Source organism: Haloarcula sp. CBA1115 (assembly GCF_000827835.1).
Classification (GTDB): Archaea; Halobacteriota; Halobacteria; order Halobacteriales; family Haloarculaceae; genus Haloarcula; species Haloarcula hispanica.
The window spans coordinates 40,691-60,867 of sequence record NZ_CP010529.1 but is presented as its reverse complement, the minus strand read 5'-3'; the positions used below and the strand labels follow the sequence as shown (position 1 = coordinate 60,867).

Genomic DNA, 20,177 nt, shown 5'->3' with positions numbered 1-20,177 from the left:
ATGATGACAGCGACACACGACTCTCAAATTGCCGTTGACGAACTGCAGTTCCGGTATCCCGGTGCTGACGAAGCTGTGTTGACCGGGGCGGAGCTGACGATAGAGCCCGGTGAGTTCGTCGCCATCATCGGTGGGAACGGTTCCGGCAAGACGACGCTGTGTAAGTCGTTTAACGGAATCATCCCGCATTTTTACGAGGGTGATATGCGAGGCCAAGTTACCGTCGCTGGACACGATGTCTCCGAGAGCTCTGTTGCAGAGCTCTCACAGCACGTCGGCTACGTGTTCCAGGAGTTCGATAACCAGCTCGTCAGTCCGACTGTATTCGAGGAAGTCGCTTTCGCCCCGATGAACTATGGACACGAGGACTACCGCGAACGAGTCCACCGGACACTAGATCTGCTCGATTTGAGCGGGCTGGAAGACCGCTTCGTCTGGGAACTCTCCGGCGGGCAAAAACACTTGGTTGCGCTGGCAGCAGCGTTATCGCTAGACCCCGACATCCTCGTCGTCGACGAACCGGCGGCACAACTGGACCCAGTCAACGCTCGGGAGACCTACGACCGTCTCGCCACGCTCAACGAAACCCACGGGAAAACCGTGGTCACTATCGAACATCAGACAGAGTTCATCGCCGAATACTGCGATAGCGTCGTCCTCGTCGAGGACGGTATTGTCCGTTGGAAATTACCGGTCGAGACGGCCCTCAATCAGTTGGAAGACCTCAGAGGACAGGACGTCCATCCCCCACAGGTCACGCGGATCGCCGAGCACGTCCTCGATGATGCTCGCCCGCTCCCGGTGACGCTCGCGGACGGCCTCGATCTATTCACCGATTACGGCGACACCACTGTGGCTCGAACTGACGGACCACCGGAGGTGAACCGGAAAGGGAAGCCTGTCATCTCCTTCAATAACGTCTCGCAGTCGTACGATACACTCCGAAGCGGGACGAAAGACGTTCTCGATACCCTCTCATTGGATGTCTACCCAGACGAGCGGGTCGTCCTCGTCGGCAGCAACGGCGCTGGGAAATCCACGCTCATGCAACTGGTGACTGGCTTGGAGACACCCGACGAAGGGACGGTCACCGTCGGCGGAACAGACACCGAAGACGTCCTCCCAGAGCAACTGGCCGAGGAGGTCGTCTACGTCAAGCAGAACCCCGAAGAGATGTTTATCGACGATACTGTCCGGGCTGATGTCGCTCACTATCTCGATGATAGGGGCTACCCGAACGTCGAGCAGCGAGTCGACGAGGTGATCGAATTCCTCGACTTGGAAGATCTGCAGTCCCGGGACGGCCGCCTGCTCAGCGTCGGCCAACAGCGACGGGCGTCACTGGCTATCGGGCTTGCGACGAACCCGTCGATTATCCTGCTCGACGAACCAACCGGCAGTCTCGACCTCGCGAGTCGCGAGGAGGTCGGTCGAACCATCGACCGGGCGGGCGACCGTGTCGAGACGGTCGTGATTGCGACACACGACCTCGAGCTCGCGGCATCGTGGGCGACTCGTGTCGTCGTGCTCGACGACGGTGACATCATCGCTGACGGCCCGCCGAGTGACGTGTTTGCTGACCTTGCCGCTCTCGAACGAGCGAACCTTCACCCACCGCAAGTGGTCCGCCTGGGGACAGAACTCGGCCTCAGTCCCGCACCGCTCACGGTCGAGGCGTTCACGGACCGACTGAACACGGCAAGTCCGCCGGACGAGACATCGAAACCGACCGTGGAGGAGCAGTGATGACGACACTCGATGCGCTTCGTGATGCCACGTCCGTCGAGGCGATCAAGGCTGACTTGCTTCGGACGGCCTACGAGAACGAGGGTTCGTTCCTCCACCGCTTGGATCCCAGAGTCCTGTTACTCTGGTACGTCGTCTTCCTGTTCGTCCCGTGGCTGTTCTACGACACGACCATCCTTCTCGGACTGCTAGCGTTCGTGTCGGTGCTCGCAGTACTTTCACGGGTCAGCCTGTTCCTCGTCGGACTGATGGCGTTTACCGTGGCAACGACGTTAGGATCGTACGCTGTCGTGACTGTCTTTACGGGTGATCCCGTTGCGGCGATTCGAGCGTTAGTTCCGTACACGCTGAAGTTAACGATTATCTCCGTGTCGAGTTTGGCGGTGTTCTCGAGCATGGGTCCGAAGACCCTCTCTCAGGGTCTCAGAAGTCTCGGGATTCCACGACAGTTCACGTTCCTCATCACGTACGGCTACCGGATGCTCCCAGTGTTGTTTGAGGAGTACCACGATCTGGTGAACTCGTTCCGGTTACGGAGTACGGCTCCCGACTCACCCGGGCGATTCCGCTGGCGGCACTACGTCTACCTGCTGAAGTTATCGGTGCGTGCGTTCTATCCGATGATCTTTAACGTGGCAAAGCGAAGTCGCGTCACCGTTGAGGCCATGGAGGCCCGGGGATTCTCGCACTCACTAGCCGACGAGGCGAGTACGGAACTTCGGCTGGCGGACATGCAGATTCGACCCGTCGATGTCGGGTTCTTCGCCGGTTCTCTGCTCGTCGTTACCGGACTCGCGCTTCTTCTGTGATGTCCTCCGCGCCGTTGACTGTTTCCTTACCACGTTCTCATTCTCTTATAGCCTATCAAAAGGAACTCCAGTGTACCCTTTGACAGTCTGGCACTGTCTACCGTATATTGAGGGATACATATCGAGTGTAACTGGTCCATAGGGCTCTTAGCGGTCTTTTTGACATGACGGACTGAGTGAGTGATATGAGCCTGATTACGGGGAACTCGCTCGAATCGAAACTGCTGGAGACGATTATTCTCGGCCGAGCAAAGATTCCGGACGATCCCGATCCAGGGAACTATGTCGTCGTCGACGTGGCGCAGTTCTCGACGACAGTCCCGGAACTGTTTGCGAATGGCGCGGAGTACATCTACATTACCGAGGAACGGGGGAACGAACCAGCATTCAAGGCTGAACATCCAGACGCGAAAATCGGCGGGAGTTCTGGCCCGGACTATCAGGGCGAGGAGGGATACGACTTCTTCAATTCACCGAGCTTCGTTCAGGATATTGACGTCGCCGGTCGGCCGACTGCGATGACCTCGACCAACGGTGGGAACGCGGTCACGGATATCCGCTTAGCAGGCGGTGACGACGTCGATATCTACGTTGGTGGGTTGACTAACGGGAAAGCGGTCGCCGACTATCTCGCAGACAGCGACCGCAAGACGTATTTCGTTGCTGCCGGCTCGAGAGGGAAACCCTCGCCTGAGGACCTCGTTGGCGCGCTGTATATTGCTCGGCAACTGCACGGGAAGCCACTGACACCGGAGCAACGCGATATCTATCGGGAAGTCGTTCAGTTCGGGAAGGGGCCGAAGTACGAGGAGAAACCACAGATCAAGCGTACGGACCTCTACGAGTACACACTCGCGTTCGACAGCCGTGACGTCGTTCCGAAACTGGACGGGCAACGACTCTATGACGTGAGTGGCGAGACCGAGATCTGATGCGGACCGATATCCACACGCACACCACGTACTCGGATGGGTCGGATCTCGACGCAATGATTACCGCGGCCGAACAGGCTGGCTTGTCTGCACTCGGGCTGACTGATCACTGTATCGTCACTGAAGACGACTTCGGGCGACGTGCGAAATACGACCTCGTCGAAACGTATCAACAGCGCCGGGAGGACATTCGTGCTGCCAGAGACACGACTGCCCTCCAACTGTACGATGCTGCCGAAGTAAGCTACGTCGAAGGCACCGAGTCGCGTATTGCGTCGTTTCTCGACACCGCCGACTTCGCATACACTATCGGGAGCGTCCACTTCGCCGACCAGTACGACTACACCAGTAGGACACAATACGTTACTGCGTCCGCAACGCAACGCCGGCGGGCCGTCGAGCGGTACTACGATGCGGTCGTTGCGCTTATCGAATCTGAACTCTTCGACGTAGTCGGGCACCTCGACCTCCCAGAACGCATTCCAACGTTGCGACGGCACACAACTCGAGCGGATTACGACCGGGTCGCACGAGCGCTTGTTGACTCCGAGACAGTGCCTGAGGTAAACGCCGGCCGCGTCCATCGCTCGCTCGGCCGGGTACATCCCGACCCAGCGATGCTAGATCTGTTTACCGAGTATGGAATCCAGTTCGTCCTCGGATCGGACAGCCACACGCCTGCAGAACTCTCGCAGCGAGTCCCCGAACTACGAACACTGACTGAAACACTAGACCGGTCACCTGTTGCTGCTGTACTACGCGACAATCAACAGTACCGTGATTTTTGAGCAACCTATAGTAGCCATTGAAAATCAATGCACACCTGATCGCACGACGGCAGTGCGGTCAGTGTGTAATTCGTTTCAATTGTTACTATAGCGACTGTTCGAATGCTGTGAACACAGCGAATATCTCACTGCGGTAGTGGCTATATAGGTTTTAGTGGCCAGCCCTTATGATGATATCTTGTGTATTCCGCCCTCCAGGAGTACCATCGTACACTCCCACGACATAGCGCCCGAACTGTGGCTATGACCTGCTTGCCCCGTCACATTCATCTGAATAAACAGTTCAGTCCTCAATTACTTGAGCTTCTCAAAGACACTTGGCTGTCGTTAGCCATCAAATTTTCCGGAGGAGACTGGTAGCATGGCCAACGATTCAGGGCTTCGTGTTACTGGTCCAGATACTCTGGGTGGCGCAGTACTGTATCTCGTTGTCGGTATCGCTATCGCTAGCTACGGGGGATTCGATTACGTTCAGCAGACTGAAGCAGTTCGAAACTCGGTTGAAGTGGACGCGAACATTACGGAACTCGGTATCGAAACGGATAGCGGAACAGCGTCAAATCCGGGCGTAAAGTACGAACCGAACGTCGAATTTGAATACACCTATAATGGAACGACATACACCGGGACAAAACTATACCCAGCGAATATTGAGCGGAACTATGAGAGACGGTCAGCAGCCGAATCAGCGATCGAATCCTACGAACAGGGGACACAGACAACTGCATACGTGTCTCCAGACGAGCCAGGAGATGCGTTTTTGAAAAACAAAACGTCGAACGCACCGATCATCGCTATTGGACTTGGCGGATTATTCACCCTCTTTGCAGCCTTCTCTGCCGTGAAGAAGCTCTGAGTCCCCTTCCGTTGTTCGGCTGTCCGTGTCGTTACTGGACATCATGTGTGATTTGCCCGAATACGTTTAACTAAACACGACGGTTCTATTCGCGCACAGCTTAAAGTGTAAATAGGACTATATTTAACCAGTATGGTGGAAGAGTCCGGCCCGAAAGGAAAAGAGGAGGGTCAGTCGGCAGCACAGTCGACGTTCACGCTAAATCGGCGGACGCTACTTCAGTCGACCCTTGTTGGAAGTGCGATATTGGGGGGAGTCGGTCTGGCCACACCAGTTGCCAGACAGGTGCAGTCCGACGAGAAGGGTTCTGGAGATAGCAACAATCGCTCAGCGGGCTTTCCGCCGAGTGGCATCACTGAGTATGGACGGAAAGTCTCCCTCGGAAACGGGGAGGTGCGAACATTTACGAGTGAAACACCGTCAGGAGAGCCGAGGTATCACGGGGTCGAGTTCGACCACACGGCACTCGAAGGGCTTCCAAGCGAGACAGAGATAAGTGAGGTAAACGATCCTGTAGAGACTGATAAGTATCGATTTAGTGGACAAGCGGCAACGATCCATTTCAAACAGTCACTCCAGTTCTTTGTGCCGTTCCCAGATGCGGCTGGCACGCCGTTTACCTTCTTAGGACTCAACTGGAATCCGGACGGCCATTTCGGTGGCAAAGGAGCGTGGGAGAAGCCACACTTCGATATCCACTTTCACATGCGTGACCCTGCAACAGTGGATAACGTCGAGGGGCCTCAGCTTCCGCCGTACGATATCAAAACAGCGGACGGAATCGAGACAAACTTCGACTTCGCTCAACTTCCAGAAGGGTATGCGCGATCACCTCCGCCCGTCGCTGACGAGCGGTATATCACAGACATGGGTGAACACGTAGCTCCCAACGATGCGCCTGAACTCCCAAGTGGCCCCGACGACCGAGGTGATCCTACTAGCTTCAGCAACACACTCATTCAAGGGTTTATCGGTGACACAGAGGGGTCACAGCTGGCGTTCGTTGAACCGATGCTCACCCGAGAGTTCCTGAGCGATTTCCGAGACAGCAAAACGTATGATGTCCCACAACCGGCCGAATATCCACACGACCAGCAGCACCCACACGAGTACAGTGTCCGGGATATCCCGTCGCAAAACAAGACCGTAGTCGCTATTCAGAGTTTCAAACAGGTATCTGACTGAGCAGCAGGATCGTCTTAGTTGAGCGCACTCGCTCAAATTGAATTCTCCACGCAATGCGGCTCATTGCGCTACTCAGTTCGACGGAATACGGAAATACGGTGGCCACGAGGCGCACCGTTATATTATCACTATCTGATAATTCGTTAAATAACTATTCTGTATGCAACACGTCCCCTCGGCAACCGTCGATGGGATTCCGTGACTGAACACGCGACGCTCACAAACATAGAGTTGAACTTTCAGTATAGTAGCCATTGGAAATCAATGCACAGCTGGTCGCATGGCGGCAATGCGATCAGTGTGTAACTCGTTTCAATTGTTACTATAGAACCACTACAGCGAGTGTTCCTCCCACTGGAAGAGCGAATCGCTCTCGTTTCGTCGGGCGACCGAGTCCTCCCACAGGCAAGATTAGAGTTGAGCGTGGGGTGATTGAGAATGCGCAGCCCTGATAACGGCGCAGACAAGCGACCCGAAGCAGAGCCGACAGGGACGGTCTGCCAACGACGAAGACACCGGGGGCTAATCGTCGGGTGATGTCGGGGGAGTGGTGGCTGGATCGGCTTCGGGGATATCTGTCCCAACAGCAAACAGTTATATTCTCCAGCAAGCGTACTGAACAGATATACTCGGCAGGGTCTGCCATCCAGACGCGGTCGTCGGCGGGGTCGGTCGTGGGGAATTACATGGAAGGAACGGTTCGAGAAGTCACGCCTAGCGAATTGTGCGACGCGGTCGACCCGTGTGAGGTTACACTCGTCCTCGGGGCACCCAGTGTCGGAAAGTCACATCACCTGCGGCGGGTCGGTCCATCCGTCGAGCGGCTCGCAGAAACAACAGCTATCGACGACGACGAACTCGTGGTCGTCGACGATTTTGTCTCGGCGGTTTTGCACCTCGGTGACGACCGGGACAGGCTGAATGTCCTGTTCGATCGTTCCGGGGGTGCAGTAATCGTGACGCGGCCACGGAGCCTCGACTGGCTCTGCCGACACGGTCACCTCGCGCCCGTTGCGTTCCACGACCGAGTCGATTCCGTGCTCGTGGTTCGGACGCCCCCCGCAGAGAGCCACGATGCAATCACCGAAATCCGCGAACTCACCAGCCAGCGACGTCCACCAGAACTGGGTGACGGGGAGCGCACGTCCCTCGTCGAACGCGTCACCTATCCAGGCTATGACTTCGAGGACGAGCGGCTTCAGCAACAGATCGGGACCGTCGAGGAGACAGTCACGCCCGCAGCCTTCCTCTCGCTCTCGCAGTATGGGTCCGAAACGGTTCTGGCCGGTCCCGATGTCAGGGCGGTGGTTACCGACCGCGACATCACGGTCGAACCGTTTGACGAGGGCGCCCTCGACCTCATCGCGTCCCTTTATCCCTGTGCCGTGGATGGCAGTTGTAGCTCGGTCGAAATGTCGCCTGCGGTCGCCACCGCACTCGCTCTCGTCGCGAGGTCGCTGGCTGATGACGACACGGAGTGGCTCGAACCGTTCGTTCGACATCGGCCGCTGGCCGGGGCTGCCGAATCCCTCGAAATCGCCGTCGATCTCCCGCCGGGGACGGTCGAGCGGCTTCGGGTGTTCGGGTCCGAACCGATGCGAGCGAGGATCAGTCAGCGCCTGACGGCTCAGTCCGAAACGGAGACAGCCATCGCCGACGCGAGTGCCCCAATCGATGCAGCTCTGACAGCCATGCGAGCAATCGGGTCGTCGCTGGACGCCGCCGCGATGGAGCCCGACGAGTACGGAACCGATCCCCTCGTCGGTTCCTGGCACTGGAACGGACTAACAGCGTTAGACGCGGCTGCGGCGGACCGAGAGTTCCCGAACTCGGACAAGAACTCTGCAGCCGACGGGGACGTTGCTGGGGTCGGCGTCGACGAGGTCGTCGACGCACTCGATGGCGGGCTCGTGCTCCTCTCGGGACCGAAAGCCAGCGGGAAGCGACGGCTCACAGCGAGCGTTGCGACGGCACTTACGATGCGGGGAGCGACGGTCAGACTCTCTGACCTCCGTCAGCCAAACCACAGCAGGGTGGGAATCGACGCCACGCCCAACGCAGTCGTAGTCGCGACGTACGGGGCCGAGCCAGCACGGATCGTGAGCGACGCTGGCGTTCGGGCGCTCGCTGACTGGGTCGAGGCAGGGGTCTGTTCCGGTGCAGTGCTGCTCTGTGATAACGACCGACGGGAGCATCTGGACGCCCTCGCCGACCGGACTGGCTGTGACGACGTCGAGGCCTGGTGCGACCGTATCGAGTTCGACCTTGGAGACGCTGACCTGACGGCCGATCGGACGCCAGAGGCGGTCGCCGAGGATCTGCTGTCCGCGCTGGAGTGGCCCGAAAATCGAACTCCTTCCCGTCGGTCACTCGCGGTCGATTCGGTCGCGGGCCAGAGTACGCTGGCAGCGATCGCTGGCATGCCCGACAGTGCTCTCGATGCGGCCTTCGTCGGGCAGGTCGTTGCCGAGGCCGTCGCTGTCGTCGCACGGACCGCCCAGCCGAGCGCCGCACGGGAGTGGCTGCTCTTGGTCGACGACCTCGTCGGAGACGTCGCAGGGAACCGCTGTGACACGGACGCGGCGATCAGGTACCGGGGAACGGTCGCGGGCACTGCTATGGCGACTGTGGCGAGCGAGCACCCGACAGCCGACGCGTGGGTCGAGGCCATTGCAGTTCGTGCGCTGGCACTGACCAACGAGACCGCGACTCCCCACGGTCGGGACTCGGTCGGTGGCGACGTCGAACCTATCGTGACCGCCGTCACGACGGCCCTGTCGACGCTTGCCCGACCAGAAGCCGGAGGAGAGCCGAATCAGGGGGCACTCGCGACGGTCGACCATCTGCTCCACGAGATGGTGGACGGGAACGCCATCGATCCCGAACCCGGCCTGTATCCGCTCTGTCGGATCTACGGGAAGACTGTCGGACGGCTCGTAGAACGAGCCGAGGAGTCGGCGAGTGCCGAGGCGGTGCTCGCACCGGTGATCGCGCTCGTCGACCAGACAGCGTCCGAGTACGAGGACGGTCACGCGTCCGTCCTCCTCGGCAACGTGTTCGGATCGATGCTCGGGGCCCTCGGGAGTGTGGAGATGCCGACCGACGACCTCCCCGTCTGGATTGACGCGGTCGACGCTGCTGCGAGAGACGTGGCCACGTCGCTCCAGCACGACGAGAACCGGGCCGAGCTGTTACACGTCGCGTCCGTGAGCGCAATCGGCTTCTGGGTGTTCGACCACAACTGTCCGGCGGACCGATTCGAGCCGTGGCTGGTGGCGACCGGCGAACAACTCTGTCGGAGCACGGCCGAGTCGTCGTTCGTCGATCACCCCGAATCCTTCGTGGTCGACACGTACAGCTGGGCAATCTGGCACGTCGTTCACTACCGCGACCTCGACCGTGCCGAGCGACTGTTCGAGAAGTGTCACCGGCTGGTCGATACGATCGCTGACTCGGAGGTCCCCGACGACGAGTGGGAGTGCCGTGCGTCACTCCACGCCGGCGCGCTCGCGACCCTAGCCATCGTGGAACAGGGAGACGTGGCCAAGTCGGGCCCCTACGGCAAAGGAGCCCTCAGACTCCCGAATTCGCCAGGGTTCGCGGACTGGATCGACCGCTACGACGCGACCGTGACCCGCGGAGTAGCGGGCGATGCACCGACAGCAGTGGTCGAGCCGTACCTTCGGGCGGTCTACCGTGGGGCGCTCTCGACGCAGGTCCGGGGATACGACACCGAGCCTGCCGACGGGATTTCGCCACACAGCGAGAGTATGTGGTTCGACAGCCTGACAGAGCGCATTGAGGACCTGGCAGCCACGGGTGACTTAGTCTCGGATCCGGTCGCGTTCCTGCGTTCGGTCTACGGCGACGCAGCTACAGGGTGGGCCGCAGAGGGCGAGGCGAACCTGGCCGGAGAGTGGCTTGGGTCGCTCGTCCGGGCGTTCCGCGGAGCGCGAGAAGGGATCGAGGGACCGAGCAAGACGGAGTGGTTCGACGCGTTCGCGGAAGCGGACGCGGCCGTTCTTCTGGCAGTGCTGACTCGGACTGACGCCGGCGGGCGAACGCACGATCGCCTGGTGGAGTCGGTACTCTCCCAGATCGAAACCACTGCAACGGCGACGGAGTACCCACTGCATCCCGTACACTACGTCGCTTCGGTCTTCGGGACCGCACTGGCGCTGGCAGTCGAGGCCGACCCTGCGGAAGTTCGCTTCGGCGTGACCGAAGTCGTCGCCGCCGAACAGCGAACTGACTTCGCGTGGGTCGGGATGGCGCGGGCGAGCATCCTCGAACGGGTGTATGCGGCGGCTCTCGCCGAAGTCGGTCGGACGAATGCCGACCACGACAACACCGAGGCGTGGCTGGCCGTCTGCTCGGAGCGGATGGAAGCAACTGCGACGCGGGAACTCCCCGACGATCCCGCCGGTTTCGTTGCGGGAGTCTACACCCGGGCGTACGTCGACGCAGTCGAAGCCGAGACGCCAGCGTGGCGTCGGCGTCTCGATGCCGCCCTCCGGGCGTTCGCCTTGGAGAGCCACGTCGAGGACCCGGCGACGTTTCTCGAAGGAGTCTACGCCGACGTCGTAGTCGCGGGAACGACGCAGAGCCAACTAGCCGCCGAGGTCGAGGCGTGTGTCGAGGCCGTGTCTCAGTCCGTCGAGCGTGCGAGTGAGGAGAACGTATTCCGGGCCGACGATGCCGTGGTACGAACCTTCTCGCGGGCCGTCGACAGGCTCCCGACGGGTAATCCCCGAGCACAGGCAGACTGTACCCACTTGCTCGGTCGGGCACTCCGGGCGACCGGGGGCGAGACCCTCGAAGCGGCCGTCTTCGGCGGCGACCGTCCAACCGGGGACTACTCGGAGTGACCCACTGGCAGAATCCACCGTATGGCAACCTACTACGTCCTCTCGAGTCCGGAGCACACTCCCGACAGCAACCACAGTTCCGAGTGGCCCAAGGAACTCGGACTGTCCTTCGACGACCGTGAGATCCGACTCTTTCAGGGAAAAGGGCACGGTCTCGGCGGTACCGTCTACGACTTCGAGGACTTCCGCCTCGACGAGTGGGCCGAGTTCGTCGACGCCTGCGCCGGTGACTGGCTCCGCGAGGAACTATCCAGACACGAGTCGCTGACTGCTATCGACGAGGCGGACTTCGTCCGGACGCTGAACCGACACGCCACGTTCGCAACGGAAGAGCACTGACGAAACTGGCGGGACCGCTATGCTCATTCGTCGTCCGTTTTCCCTGGCCAGACTGTCGGCCTGATCCGTCTGTCATCGTACGCTGAGAGGTCGGTGCGGACGGTCTCGACCAAGTCCGTGGCCGAGGACTCGCCGTCTTCGATTGCAGTGACCTCCGCGGGCGTCAAGCGCACGGAGACATCGCGCTCTACCGGTCCGCCGAGGAGGAAGGTGAGAATCCACTCGCCGTCGCGGGCCAGTAGGACGTAGGAGTAAGGCTGCCGATCGAGGACTCGCATTGGTCGGTCGAGGAGCAACGCGGGCTAAACAGTTCCGACAGGGCGAAGCCTTTTGCGGCCGTTCGTCCCCCGTATCGGTATGTCTCTCCTCGAATCCGACGTGACTGCTCGCGGCGGTGCGCGATGACTGACGGTCCGACGGTGACCAACGCTGGGAGCAGGCGTACCAGTCCGGTGTCGGAGATTCCTACGAAGCAGTAATCACCCCTCCGGAGCGAGATCTACCGCCCGCATATACGCGTCAAGCTGTTCGGCCAGTGCCCGGGCGAACGTTTCGTCATTGATGTCGGTCTCCATCTCGACCAATTCGACCGATTCAGCCAGATTTGTTTTGAGTGCCTCGAACAGGGCTGTGTCGGCGTCGGGATCATGGAAATCCTCTCCCTCGACGTCGAGCATCGAAACACCTCCAAGTGGAATGTATAGGGCAGTTGGTCCGTTCGCTGCCGAGAGCTTCTTCGCGATGACCTCGCCCAGCTCAGCGTTCTCCTCGGCCGTTGTCCGCATCAGCGTTACCTGTGGGTTGTGGATGTGGAAGTCCCGCCCCTCGAACTCCTCTGGGACGGAGTCTCGTGGCCCGAAGTTGACCATGTCCAGCGCGCCCGTCGAGACGACCTGTGGCGTGCCCGTCTCCGCGGTGGCGTCCAGCCTGTCGGGGCCAGCAGCCAGCACACCCCCTACAAGCTCGTCGGCCCACTCCGTCGTCGTCACGTCCAACACACCGTCGATGACGCCTTGTCTCACGAGGTCCTCCATCGCCTTCCCACCGGTCCCAGTCGCATGGAAGATGATCGTCTCGTAGCCTCGTTCTTCGAGATACTCCCGAGCCGTCTGGACGCACTGTGTGGTGACACCGAACATCGAGATCCCGATAGTGGGGCGGTCTTCAACTTCGATGTCTGGCTGGTTCGTGACCATCCCGACCATCGCGAGGGCAGCATTAGCAATCACCCTCCGGGAGAGTTGGTTGAGTCCCTCAATATCAGCCACCGAATACAACATCATCACGTCAGTGGCACCGACATACGGTTCAATGTCGCCGGAGGCCATCGTCGAGACCATCACTTTCGGGACACCAACCGGCAGCGCCCGCATCGCCGTGGTCGCGATCGAGGTGTTGCCCGAGCCGCCGAGTCCGAGCACACCGTCGAGGTCGCCAGCATCGTGTAGCTGCTGGACGATCGCCGCTGCGCCCTTGCCCATCGCTTCGATCGCCTCACCGCGGTCGGCATCGTCCCGGAGGTGCCCCAGCGTGGTGCCGCCCGCTTCGGCGACTGCACTTGCAGCAGTGTCCGGATCGATTTCCGGGTCGTCCACCACGCCCGTGTCGATGATGTGTACGTCAACGCCTTGCGCGCGAAGGACATCTCGAGCGAAACCTATCTCTTCGCCTTTCGTATCGAGGGTCCCAACGATTGTGACGGCCATACTCACTCCTCCACGTTCTCGGGTGTCGGCAGTTCGCCCGGCGGGACGATCTCACACTCAGGAAGATCCCGGAGTACCTCTTCAGGACCCGGTGGTGCGTAGACCGCGAGCAGTAACAACGGTTCCCAGCTGGTGTTGACGGTTCCGTGTTCGACGCCTTCAGGAACGAACACCATCTCGCCGGCCGAGATATCGCGTGTCTGATCGGCGACCTCTTGTTCACCCTCGCCCTGGATGACGAAGAGGATCTCGTCGCTGTCAGGGTGCGAGTGGCGCTCATGGCCCTTTCCGGGTTCGAGTTTGACGACGCCAGCGCTGAAGCGCTCGCCACCCGTCACGTCAGGCGTGCTCAGCCACTTCAGGACGCCCCAATCGAAGAGCTGACTTTCGACGTCATCAGGAGTGATGAAGTATTCGCTATCAGTCATCTTCGAGACTAATCTCCTTGAATTCGCGGGCCTGTGCTTCGATTGCCTCCTCAGTTGGGAGGCGTTCGATGCTCGACGCACCGAAGAATCCGACGACACCCTCGGTGTGTTCCAGTACGTACTGGGCATCGTCGGGCCATGCGATCGGGCCGCCGTGACAGATCACCAGTACGTCCTCGTTTACCTCTTTTGCGGCGTCGTGATGAGCTTGAACGTGCTCGGCTGCGGCATCGAGATCTAGTGCCGTCTCGGCACCAATATCCCCAGATGTAGTCAGTCCCATATGTGAGACAACCACGTCCGCTCCGGCCTCGGCCATCTCGCGAGCCTGCTCCTCGCTGAAGACGTATGGGCAGGTGAGCATTCCTTGCTCGGCCGCTTCTTGGATCATGTCGACTTCCTTGTCGTAGCCCATCCCCGTTTCCTCGAGATTCTGTCTGAACCCGCTGTCCTCGTCGATGAGACCCACCGTCGGGAAGTTCTGGACGCCCGAGAACCCACGTCGTTTCAGGCTCTCGATGAACACATCCATCTGTCGGAACGGGTCGGTCCCGTTGACGCCGGCGAGAACTGGCGTGTCCTCGACGACTGGAAGCACTTCGTGGCCCATCTCGACGACGATCTCGTTGGCGTCACCGTAAGGAAGGAGGCCAGCCAGCGACCCCCGACCGTTCATCCGATAGCGACCGGAATTGTAGATGATCAGTAGATCGACGCCACCGCGCTCGGCGAACTTCGCCGAGATACCGGTCCCTGCACCTGCGCCGATGATCGGATCGCCGCCCGATACTGTTTCCTGAAGTCGATCAAGGGACTCCTGCCGTGTGAATTCCATACGTCAGATAGAACCATTTCATAATATAGTAATTAATTTTTTGATGATTACGAGGAGTTACCACGACACATAATATTACTTCTGGGCATAGAAACCATCGTCAAACCCAATCGTGGATGGCTCTGCGACTGCGTTGGACACCCAGATCTTCGAGTACTTCGATGGTATTCGACAGTGACAATGCCACAACGTGCGATTGAATGCCCAACGCCATCGCCGACTCGGGTGTCCGCTCGCGTTCCTCAAAACCCAACTCAATCCAGTCTCTATGCCCACTGAGGCGGCTGATTTCTGGCATAGGTACCAAGAAATCAGTCTGCATCACTTTTCACGCTCAACTAAACACGACGGACTCCGCTGTCCATAAAAATATCACAGACAGCTATTTCGCTACGGAAGTGGAGGCGCGACAGTAGTTGATCGATCAGTACAGCTATAGTAACGATTGAAACGAGTTACACACCTGATCGCACTGCCGTCGTGCGATCAGGTGTGTATTGATTTTCAATGGCTACTATAGTTTCAATCCTGTTACCGGCGATATTTCGATGTGTGCCACTAACCCGCGGTTCCGACTGCTAAAGAACTACGACTCCGATAACATCAAACACTGTAGTACGGTACTCGAAAGTGAAAACCATGCTAGTCCGGTATTACTGTCGAGAGGATAGATCATGGTGTGCTCCCACTCGAAACGTACAGTGCTGTCAACGCGGAATGGCTGATTTTCCTCTCCCCAGAACTCGCGAGTCGTGCACAATTTGGCTGGACGATTACTGTTCACATCCTCTTTGCCGCGCTCTCGGTCGGGCTGGCACCGTTCATCATCTATTTCACCTGGAAAGACGTCTGGACCGACGATGAACGGTTCAGTCGGTTGCGCTCTTTCTGGGTGACGGTCTTCGCAGTCGGCTTCGTGATGGGTACGGTAACAGGCATCCCCATGAGCTTCCAGTTTGGGACAAACTTCCCGCGGTTTGCGACAATCGCTGGCGAATTGATCGGTGGTCCGCTGGCCTTTGAGGCGAAGATAGCGTTTTTCCTCGAAGCCGTCTTCCTCGGCATCTTGCTTTTCGGACGTGAGCGGGTGAGCGACCGAACGTATGTCCTCTCGTCGGTGCTGGTCGGGATCGGTGCATGGCTGTCGGCGTTCTGGATTCTAGTGGTCAACGCCTGGATGCAGACACCTCAAGGCTATGATATGATAACCCAGAACGGAATGCGGGTCGCCAGGCTGACCGACCCGGTAGCTGCCTTTCTCACGCCGCGACTCCCGTGGATGTACGTCCACATGGTCAACGCCTCCGTCATCTCTGTCGCATTGCTGGTCGGTGGTGTCTCGGCGTACTTGGTCTGGAAGACCCACGACTCGACGGCCTGGCAAGCCTCTCTAAAGATCGCGGTCCTGTTATTGCTGGTTACAGCACCACTGCAGGCCGTTCACGGTGATGCCTACGGTCGCCACGTCGCGGACACCCAGCCCCAGAAGTTCGCCGCTATGGAGGCCCACTACGAGACTGGACAGGCCGACCTTCACCTACTCGCGTTTCCGAAAGATCTCAGTGCGCTGACCGACCCACACGCGGAAAACCTCTACACCGTCAGTCTACCTGGCCTCGGTTCCTACCTCGCCACCGGCGGTGACCCTGACGCTGAGGTACTCGGGTTGAACGAGTACGAACACAACCCCCCGGTGGCGCTGGTGTTCTGGTCGTTCCGGTTTATGGTCGGACTCGGCTTCCTTTTCATCGGTCTCGCAATGTGGGGAGGGTCCCTCACATACAGAGACAAACTCGCCGACAGCGACCGATTCCTGAAGGCGATGATGGCCGCGACGCCACTGGGGTACGCCGCCTTGCTCACCGGTTGGTACGTCACAGAGATCGGTCGGCAGCCGTGGGTCATTCAGGGCGAATTGAAGACCAGTGATGCAGTCTCGCAGTCGCTGACCGCCGGGGAAGCGATGGCGACGCTGGCAGTGTTTCTCATCGTGTATGTTGGGCTAATTGCCGCGGCTCTCCTCGTCTTACGGTGGCTCGTGAGAGAGGAACTGCAGGACCTCGGCGTTCTTGCCCCGTCGCAGGAAACCGGACACGGACGCATTCCGTGGGTGGGTGGCGATGACTGAGTTGCTCTCCGTGGATCGCTACCTCCTTGACGCGCTCCCAGAGGTGTGGTTTGGCGTCGTCATGTTCGCGCTGGCAATGTACGTGGTTCTCGACGGATTCGACTTCGGCATCGGTATGCTGTACGCCACTCGGAGCGACGAAGACGACAGGGAGACACTCCTGTCGGTGTTTGGGCCGGTCTGGGACGCCAACGAGGTGTGGCTGGTCGCCTTCGGAACAATGTTGTTAGCCGCGTTCCCGAGCGTGTACTCTCGGTTGCTCGCTGACAACTATCTGCTCGTTATCGGGTTTGTTCTCGCGCTGTTGTTCCGGGGCATAGCACCGGAACTGCGCGAGCAATGCGAGGACGATCGGTGGCAACGGATGTGTGACGCTTCTTTCGTCGGGGGCAGCACGCTCGCACCACTGCTGTTTGGCGTCCTCGCCGGGCGCTGGATCTTCGATGTTCCGACGCTGTCGGTGCCGGCGCTCTTGACAGGTGTCGGACTGACCACGGTATCAGTCGTCACGGGCGCGGCTTTCATCTCGGCCAAGACTGGCTCCTCCCTTGCCGCCGACCTGCGCAGGTACGGTATCGCCGGAACGGTATCATATCTCGGTGGTGTCGCCATCCTTCTGACGACTGTCGTCGTGACAGACGCCGGCGGCACAGCTGACGCCGTTCTCTCTGTCCCGATTGCTGTGGTAGTCGCTCTCTCTGCCCTCTCAGGCCTGGCTGGGATAGGCTTCGCTCGCCGCGAGCAGTATCGGCGATGGCTCGTGAGTGCGCTAACTCTTCCCGCGCTGTTGAGCCTCCTCGTTGCGCTTCTGCTGTACCCAGTTATCTACCCTGCGACCGGACTGACCGTCCGAGAGGCCGTCGTCTCACCACTCGCGCTCAACCTTGTCACCGTGATGGGGCTGCCGGTGCTACTGCTCGTGCTCTGGTATTTCAAGTTCCTCTATGGCGTCTTCAGCGGACCCGTTGTCGACGAATCCTATGGTCCTTGACCAAGCCGAGACCGCCGCTACAGTAAGCAAGGTGAGTCTCCTCTGGGCTTGCTTCTGACCTCACGCCGCTTCTAGATTCGGCAATAGTTTCAGCCGGAGTGTCAGGGGCAATACCTGGCGTTCGAGCGCTCAGTCCGACTGGACTGGAGCGTCGAGTTGTTCGGTGCGTTCGCCAGAGTCGGGCTCAGCCAAATAATCTCCGTCCGCCGGAAGGAGTCGACGTTTCGAGTTAAAGACGACAATGAGGCTACTGATCGCCATCATAACGGCGGCGATCAACGGTGTGATCACACCGGTTATCGCCAATGGGAGTGCAATCGCGTTGTAGCCGGCCGCCCAGACGAGGTTCTGTTTGATCCGGCCTCGAGTTTCACTCGCCAACTCGAAGACCTCTGGAACGGCGTCGAGACGGTCGTCAAGCACTACCGCATCGGCCGCCTCGATCGCCAGATCGGTGCCGCTCGAGACTGCGATCCCGAGGTCGGCGCTAGCGAGTGCGGGCGCGTCGTTCGTTCCGTCGCCGATCATTGTCGTCGTCCCGCGCTCGCGGAGTCCCTGGACGATCACTTCCTTCGACTCGGGGCGCACGCCTGCGAAGACGTGATCAACTGCGGGATGGTTTGCAAACGTCTCAGTCATCCGCTCGTCGTCACCAGTCAGCACGACGATATCCCGATCCGCGGCCGCGGTCTCGGAAACCACGCGTTCCCAACTCTCACGGGGCGTATCTTGGACTGTAACGACTCCTTTGACGGCCCCCTCCCAAGCAACCGCCGTTGGATGAGTACCCGACTCGTAAGCGTCCGTGACAGCTGCCTCGATTTCCGTGGGGATTGTCCACTCGTCAGTATCGAATGAGCCCGGGTGGCCCATAACGACGCGAGTATCGTCGACAAGTGCTGACACGGTACGGTCGGCGCTCTCGAAACTCGACACCGATCGCGTGGTCGGCGGGGCAGCCTCGTCAATGGCAGCGGCGATTGGGTGGCTTGACCGACGTTCGACGGCGGCCGCCATCGCGAGCACTTCGTCGGGATCGTCGCCAACGACGTCCACAAGCTCCATCTCCCCAGTGGTGAGCGTCCCAGTCTTGTCGAATACGACGACCGAAGAGTCGTCGATCCGTTCAAGCACTGTCTCGTTGAGAATGAGCATGCGATTGTCGGTGGCATCGCGGGTGGCCGCTGCGAGAGCGAGCGGAGTAGCGATGCCGAGCGAGCATGGGCACGAGACTACTAGCACGGCGACCCCGGCCATTATAGCTGTGTTCGGGTCGTTACCAAGGACGAACCAGCCGGTGGCGGTCAGCGCGGCAAGTCCGAGTACGAATGGAACGAACAGTACCGCAAAGCGGTTGACAATATGTTGCACACCCGTGGCAGAACTCTTGACGTTCCAGAGGAGTTCGACGAGGCGATCCATCGTGCTAGTTTTTTCGGGACCAACTTCAACGATAATCGCATTGTCAGTAAGGATCGACCCGCCGAGGACACTGTCCCCGACCGATTTTCGTTGCGGGAGAGATTCACCCGTGATAAGTGCCTCATCAATCGCGGCAGTCCCGTCGACGATCTGGCCGTCGACCGGGATCCGCTCGCCGGGTTTGACTAACAGCCGGTCGCCAGGCTCACACTTCGCAATTTCGATGGTTTCACTGGTCTCACTGTCGTCGTCGAGTCGGCGGGCCTCATCGACGCGTGAATCCGTGAGGTCGGCACGGTTACCGAGTGCAGCGTGTTTGACCTGTGACTCCAGATGATTGCCGATAGTGACGATCGCGAGCACCATCACTGCGACGTCGAAGTACGGGTCACGCCCGCCCGTGAGGTAGGTTGCCAGCGAGTAGAGATACGCTGCAAGTACCGCGATAGCTATCAACACGTCCATGTTCGGGCGACCGACTCTCAGGCTCACGTAGGCCCCACGGAAGACCGGGTATCCAAGTCCGACGAGTATGAGTGTGCTCCAGACAATTAGTGGCCAGAACACCATCGCCTCGACAGTGCTCCCATAGAGGAAACTCTCGGGATAGATGCCGAGATACACCGGGTATATGAACAGGACGTAGAGAACCAACACAGGCATCATCAGAACTGCCGCGAGCACCGCACGGTATTTGCCGAACTCGACGCGTGAACGTAGTGAGTCGTTCTCTTCGTCAGGACCGTGAGCTTGGTAGCCCAGTCGACTGAGTGCCGCAGCGATCGCGTTTCGATCGATGCAGTCAGGATCGTACACCACCTGTGCCATTTCAGTCGCGTAACTCGCACGCGCCTCGTGAACGCCTTCCTCCTCTTCGGCAAGGAGTTCAATGAATCCCTCGCAAGTCTGACAGTGCATCCCGTCAATCGAGAGGTAGGCTGTTTCGGCACCCTCGGGGCCATCGGGCCTGGTCTCCTCGGCCTCGACACGGTCACGGACGGCCGCAATCGAAAGGTCGACATCCTCACCGTCGTCAACTAACTGTGCGACCTCTAAACAGCCTCGACAGCAGAACTCGCCGTCAATGTCATCGTTGGTAATCGGGTCTTTGACGGGGAGGTCACAGAGTGTACAGGTGGACATA

General features: G+C 59.5%; 15 protein-coding genes and 1 pseudogene. 10 read left to right on the top strand and 6 right to left on the bottom strand.

The window, feature by feature from the left end:
- The 8 genes from SG26_RS00250 to SG26_RS00215 all read left to right on the top strand — a co-directional run bounded on the left by SG26_RS00250 (window position 1) and on the right by SG26_RS00215 (window position 11,523).
- Window positions 1-1,746, top strand: a complete 1,746-nt coding sequence (locus SG26_RS00250; RefSeq protein ID WP_050036516.1) for an ABC transporter ATP-binding protein — start codon at window positions 1-3, stop codon at window positions 1,744-1,746.
- The gene (locus SG26_RS00245) at window positions 1,746-2,555 is read left to right on the top strand and encodes an energy-coupling factor transporter transmembrane protein EcfT (RefSeq protein WP_008308251.1); all 810 of its coding nucleotides are present in this window, start codon (window positions 1,746-1,748) and stop codon (window positions 2,553-2,555) included. The genes SG26_RS00250 and SG26_RS00245 overlap by 1 nt, the downstream gene beginning before the upstream one ends.
- Before the next feature lie 185 nt (window positions 2,556-2,740).
- On the top strand, window positions 2,741-3,487 hold the full coding sequence (locus tag SG26_RS00240; RefSeq protein WP_050036515.1) for a 2-phosphosulfolactate phosphatase: 747 nt from the start codon (window positions 2,741-2,743) through the stop codon (window positions 3,485-3,487).
- On the top strand, window positions 3,487-4,275 hold the full coding sequence (locus tag SG26_RS00235; RefSeq protein WP_050036514.1) for a histidinol-phosphatase HisJ family protein: 789 nt from the start codon (window positions 3,487-3,489) through the stop codon (window positions 4,273-4,275). Before SG26_RS00240 ends, SG26_RS00235 begins: the two co-directional genes overlap by 1 nt.
- A gap of 361 nt (window positions 4,276-4,636) precedes the next feature.
- The gene (locus tag SG26_RS00230) at window positions 4,637-5,131 is read left to right on the top strand and encodes a DUF3592 domain-containing protein (RefSeq protein WP_014030962.1); all 495 of its coding nucleotides are present in this window, start codon (window positions 4,637-4,639) and stop codon (window positions 5,129-5,131) included.
- A gap of 132 nt (window positions 5,132-5,263) precedes the next feature.
- A complete protein-coding gene (locus SG26_RS00225) occupies window positions 5,264-6,316 on the top strand; it encodes a hypothetical protein (protein ID WP_079980783.1) in 1,053 nt (350 codons plus the stop codon).
- Between the two features lie 686 nt (window positions 6,317-7,002).
- Window positions 7,003-11,184: a hypothetical protein gene (locus SG26_RS00220; protein WP_050036513.1), complete on the top strand. Its 4,182-nt coding sequence runs from the start codon at window positions 7,003-7,005 to the stop codon at window positions 11,182-11,184.
- Window positions 11,185-11,205: 21 nt separating this feature from the next.
- On the top strand, window positions 11,206-11,523 hold the full coding sequence (locus SG26_RS00215) for a hypothetical protein (RefSeq protein WP_050036512.1): 318 nt from the start codon (window positions 11,206-11,208) through the stop codon (window positions 11,521-11,523).
- 23 nt (window positions 11,524-11,546) lie between these two features.
- On the opposite strand, the gene SG26_RS00210 is transcribed toward SG26_RS00215, so the two are convergent.
- The 5 genes and pseudogenes from SG26_RS00210 to SG26_RS00190 form a co-directional block, all read right to left on the bottom strand.
- A complete protein-coding gene (locus SG26_RS00210) occupies window positions 11,547-11,801 on the bottom strand; it encodes a hypothetical protein (protein WP_014030966.1) in 255 nt (84 codons plus the stop codon).
- Between the two features lie 201 nt (window positions 11,802-12,002).
- Window positions 12,003-13,229, bottom strand: a complete 1,227-nt coding sequence (locus SG26_RS00205; RefSeq protein WP_050036511.1) for a Tm-1-like ATP-binding domain-containing protein — start codon at window positions 13,227-13,229, stop codon at window positions 12,003-12,005.
- Between the two features lie 2 nt (window positions 13,230-13,231).
- Window positions 13,232-13,657 (bottom strand): cupin domain-containing protein, encoded by a 426-nt coding sequence (locus SG26_RS00200; protein WP_014030968.1) that lies wholly within the window; start codon window positions 13,655-13,657, stop codon window positions 13,232-13,234.
- Entirely contained in the window at window positions 13,650-14,492 is an 843-nt protein-coding gene (locus SG26_RS00195; protein WP_050036510.1) for a phosphoenolpyruvate hydrolase family protein, read from the bottom strand. Before SG26_RS00195 ends, SG26_RS00200 begins: the two co-directional genes overlap by 8 nt.
- A gap of 103 nt (window positions 14,493-14,595) precedes the next feature.
- A pseudogene (locus SG26_RS00190) lies at window positions 14,596-14,790 on the bottom strand (IS6 family transposase); the annotation flags it as partial.
- Between the two features lie 381 nt (window positions 14,791-15,171).
- Here SG26_RS00190 and SG26_RS00185 point away from each other — a divergent pair.
- Both SG26_RS00185 and SG26_RS00180 read left to right on the top strand, forming a co-directional pair.
- Window positions 15,172-16,620 carry a cytochrome ubiquinol oxidase subunit I gene (locus SG26_RS00185; protein ID WP_050036509.1) on the top strand — a complete coding sequence of 483 codons (1,449 nt, stop codon included), beginning with the start codon at window positions 15,172-15,174 and terminating at the stop codon, window positions 16,618-16,620.
- Window positions 16,613-17,611, top strand: a complete 999-nt coding sequence (locus tag SG26_RS00180) for a cytochrome d ubiquinol oxidase subunit II (protein ID WP_023842943.1) — start codon at window positions 16,613-16,615, stop codon at window positions 17,609-17,611. Before SG26_RS00185 ends, SG26_RS00180 begins: the two co-directional genes overlap by 8 nt.
- 129 nt (window positions 17,612-17,740) lie before the next feature.
- On the opposite strand, the gene SG26_RS00175 is transcribed toward SG26_RS00180, so the two are convergent.
- Window positions 17,741-20,176, bottom strand: a complete 2,436-nt coding sequence (locus SG26_RS00175; RefSeq protein WP_050036508.1) for a heavy metal translocating P-type ATPase — start codon at window positions 20,174-20,176, stop codon at window positions 17,741-17,743.
- Window position 20,177 lies beyond the last annotated feature (1 nt).

What these genes read in the sequence shown, in the direction of transcription:
- SG26_RS00200 (WP_014030968.1), bottom strand. Translation starts at nt 13,657, where the DNA reads ATGACTGATAGCGAATACTTCATCACTCCTGATGACGTCGAAAGTCAG.
- SG26_RS00235 (WP_050036514.1), top strand. Translation starts at nt 3,487, where the DNA reads ATGCGGACCGATATCCACACGCACACCACGTACTCGGATGGGTCGGAT.
- SG26_RS00215 (WP_050036512.1), top strand. Translation starts at nt 11,206, where the DNA reads ATGGCAACCTACTACGTCCTCTCGAGTCCGGAGCACACTCCCGACAGC.
- SG26_RS00210 (WP_014030966.1), bottom strand. Translation starts at nt 11,801, where the DNA reads ATGCGAGTCCTCGATCGGCAGCCTTACTCCTACGTCCTACTGGCCCGC.
- SG26_RS00240 (WP_050036515.1), top strand. Translation starts at nt 2,741, where the DNA reads ATGAGCCTGATTACGGGGAACTCGCTCGAATCGAAACTGCTGGAGACG.
- SG26_RS00175 (WP_050036508.1), bottom strand. Translation starts at nt 20,176, where the DNA reads ATGTCCACCTGTACACTCTGTGACCTCCCCGTCAAAGACCCGATTACC.
- SG26_RS00220 (WP_050036513.1), top strand. Translation starts at nt 7,003, where the DNA reads ATGGAAGGAACGGTTCGAGAAGTCACGCCTAGCGAATTGTGCGACGCG.
- SG26_RS00180 (WP_023842943.1), top strand. Translation starts at nt 16,613, where the DNA reads ATGACTGAGTTGCTCTCCGTGGATCGCTACCTCCTTGACGCGCTCCCA.
- SG26_RS00205 (WP_050036511.1), bottom strand. Translation starts at nt 13,229, where the DNA reads ATGGCCGTCACAATCGTTGGGACCCTCGATACGAAAGGCGAAGAGATA.
- SG26_RS00225 (WP_079980783.1), top strand. Translation starts at nt 5,264, where the DNA reads ATGGTGGAAGAGTCCGGCCCGAAAGGAAAAGAGGAGGGTCAGTCGGCA.
- SG26_RS00195 (WP_050036510.1), bottom strand. Translation starts at nt 14,492, where the DNA reads ATGGAATTCACACGGCAGGAGTCCCTTGATCGACTTCAGGAAACAGTA.
- SG26_RS00245 (WP_008308251.1), top strand. Translation starts at nt 1,746, where the DNA reads ATGACGACACTCGATGCGCTTCGTGATGCCACGTCCGTCGAGGCGATC.
- SG26_RS00230 (WP_014030962.1), top strand. Translation starts at nt 4,637, where the DNA reads ATGGCCAACGATTCAGGGCTTCGTGTTACTGGTCCAGATACTCTGGGT.
- SG26_RS00250 (WP_050036516.1), top strand. Translation starts at nt 1, where the DNA reads ATGATGACAGCGACACACGACTCTCAAATTGCCGTTGACGAACTGCAG.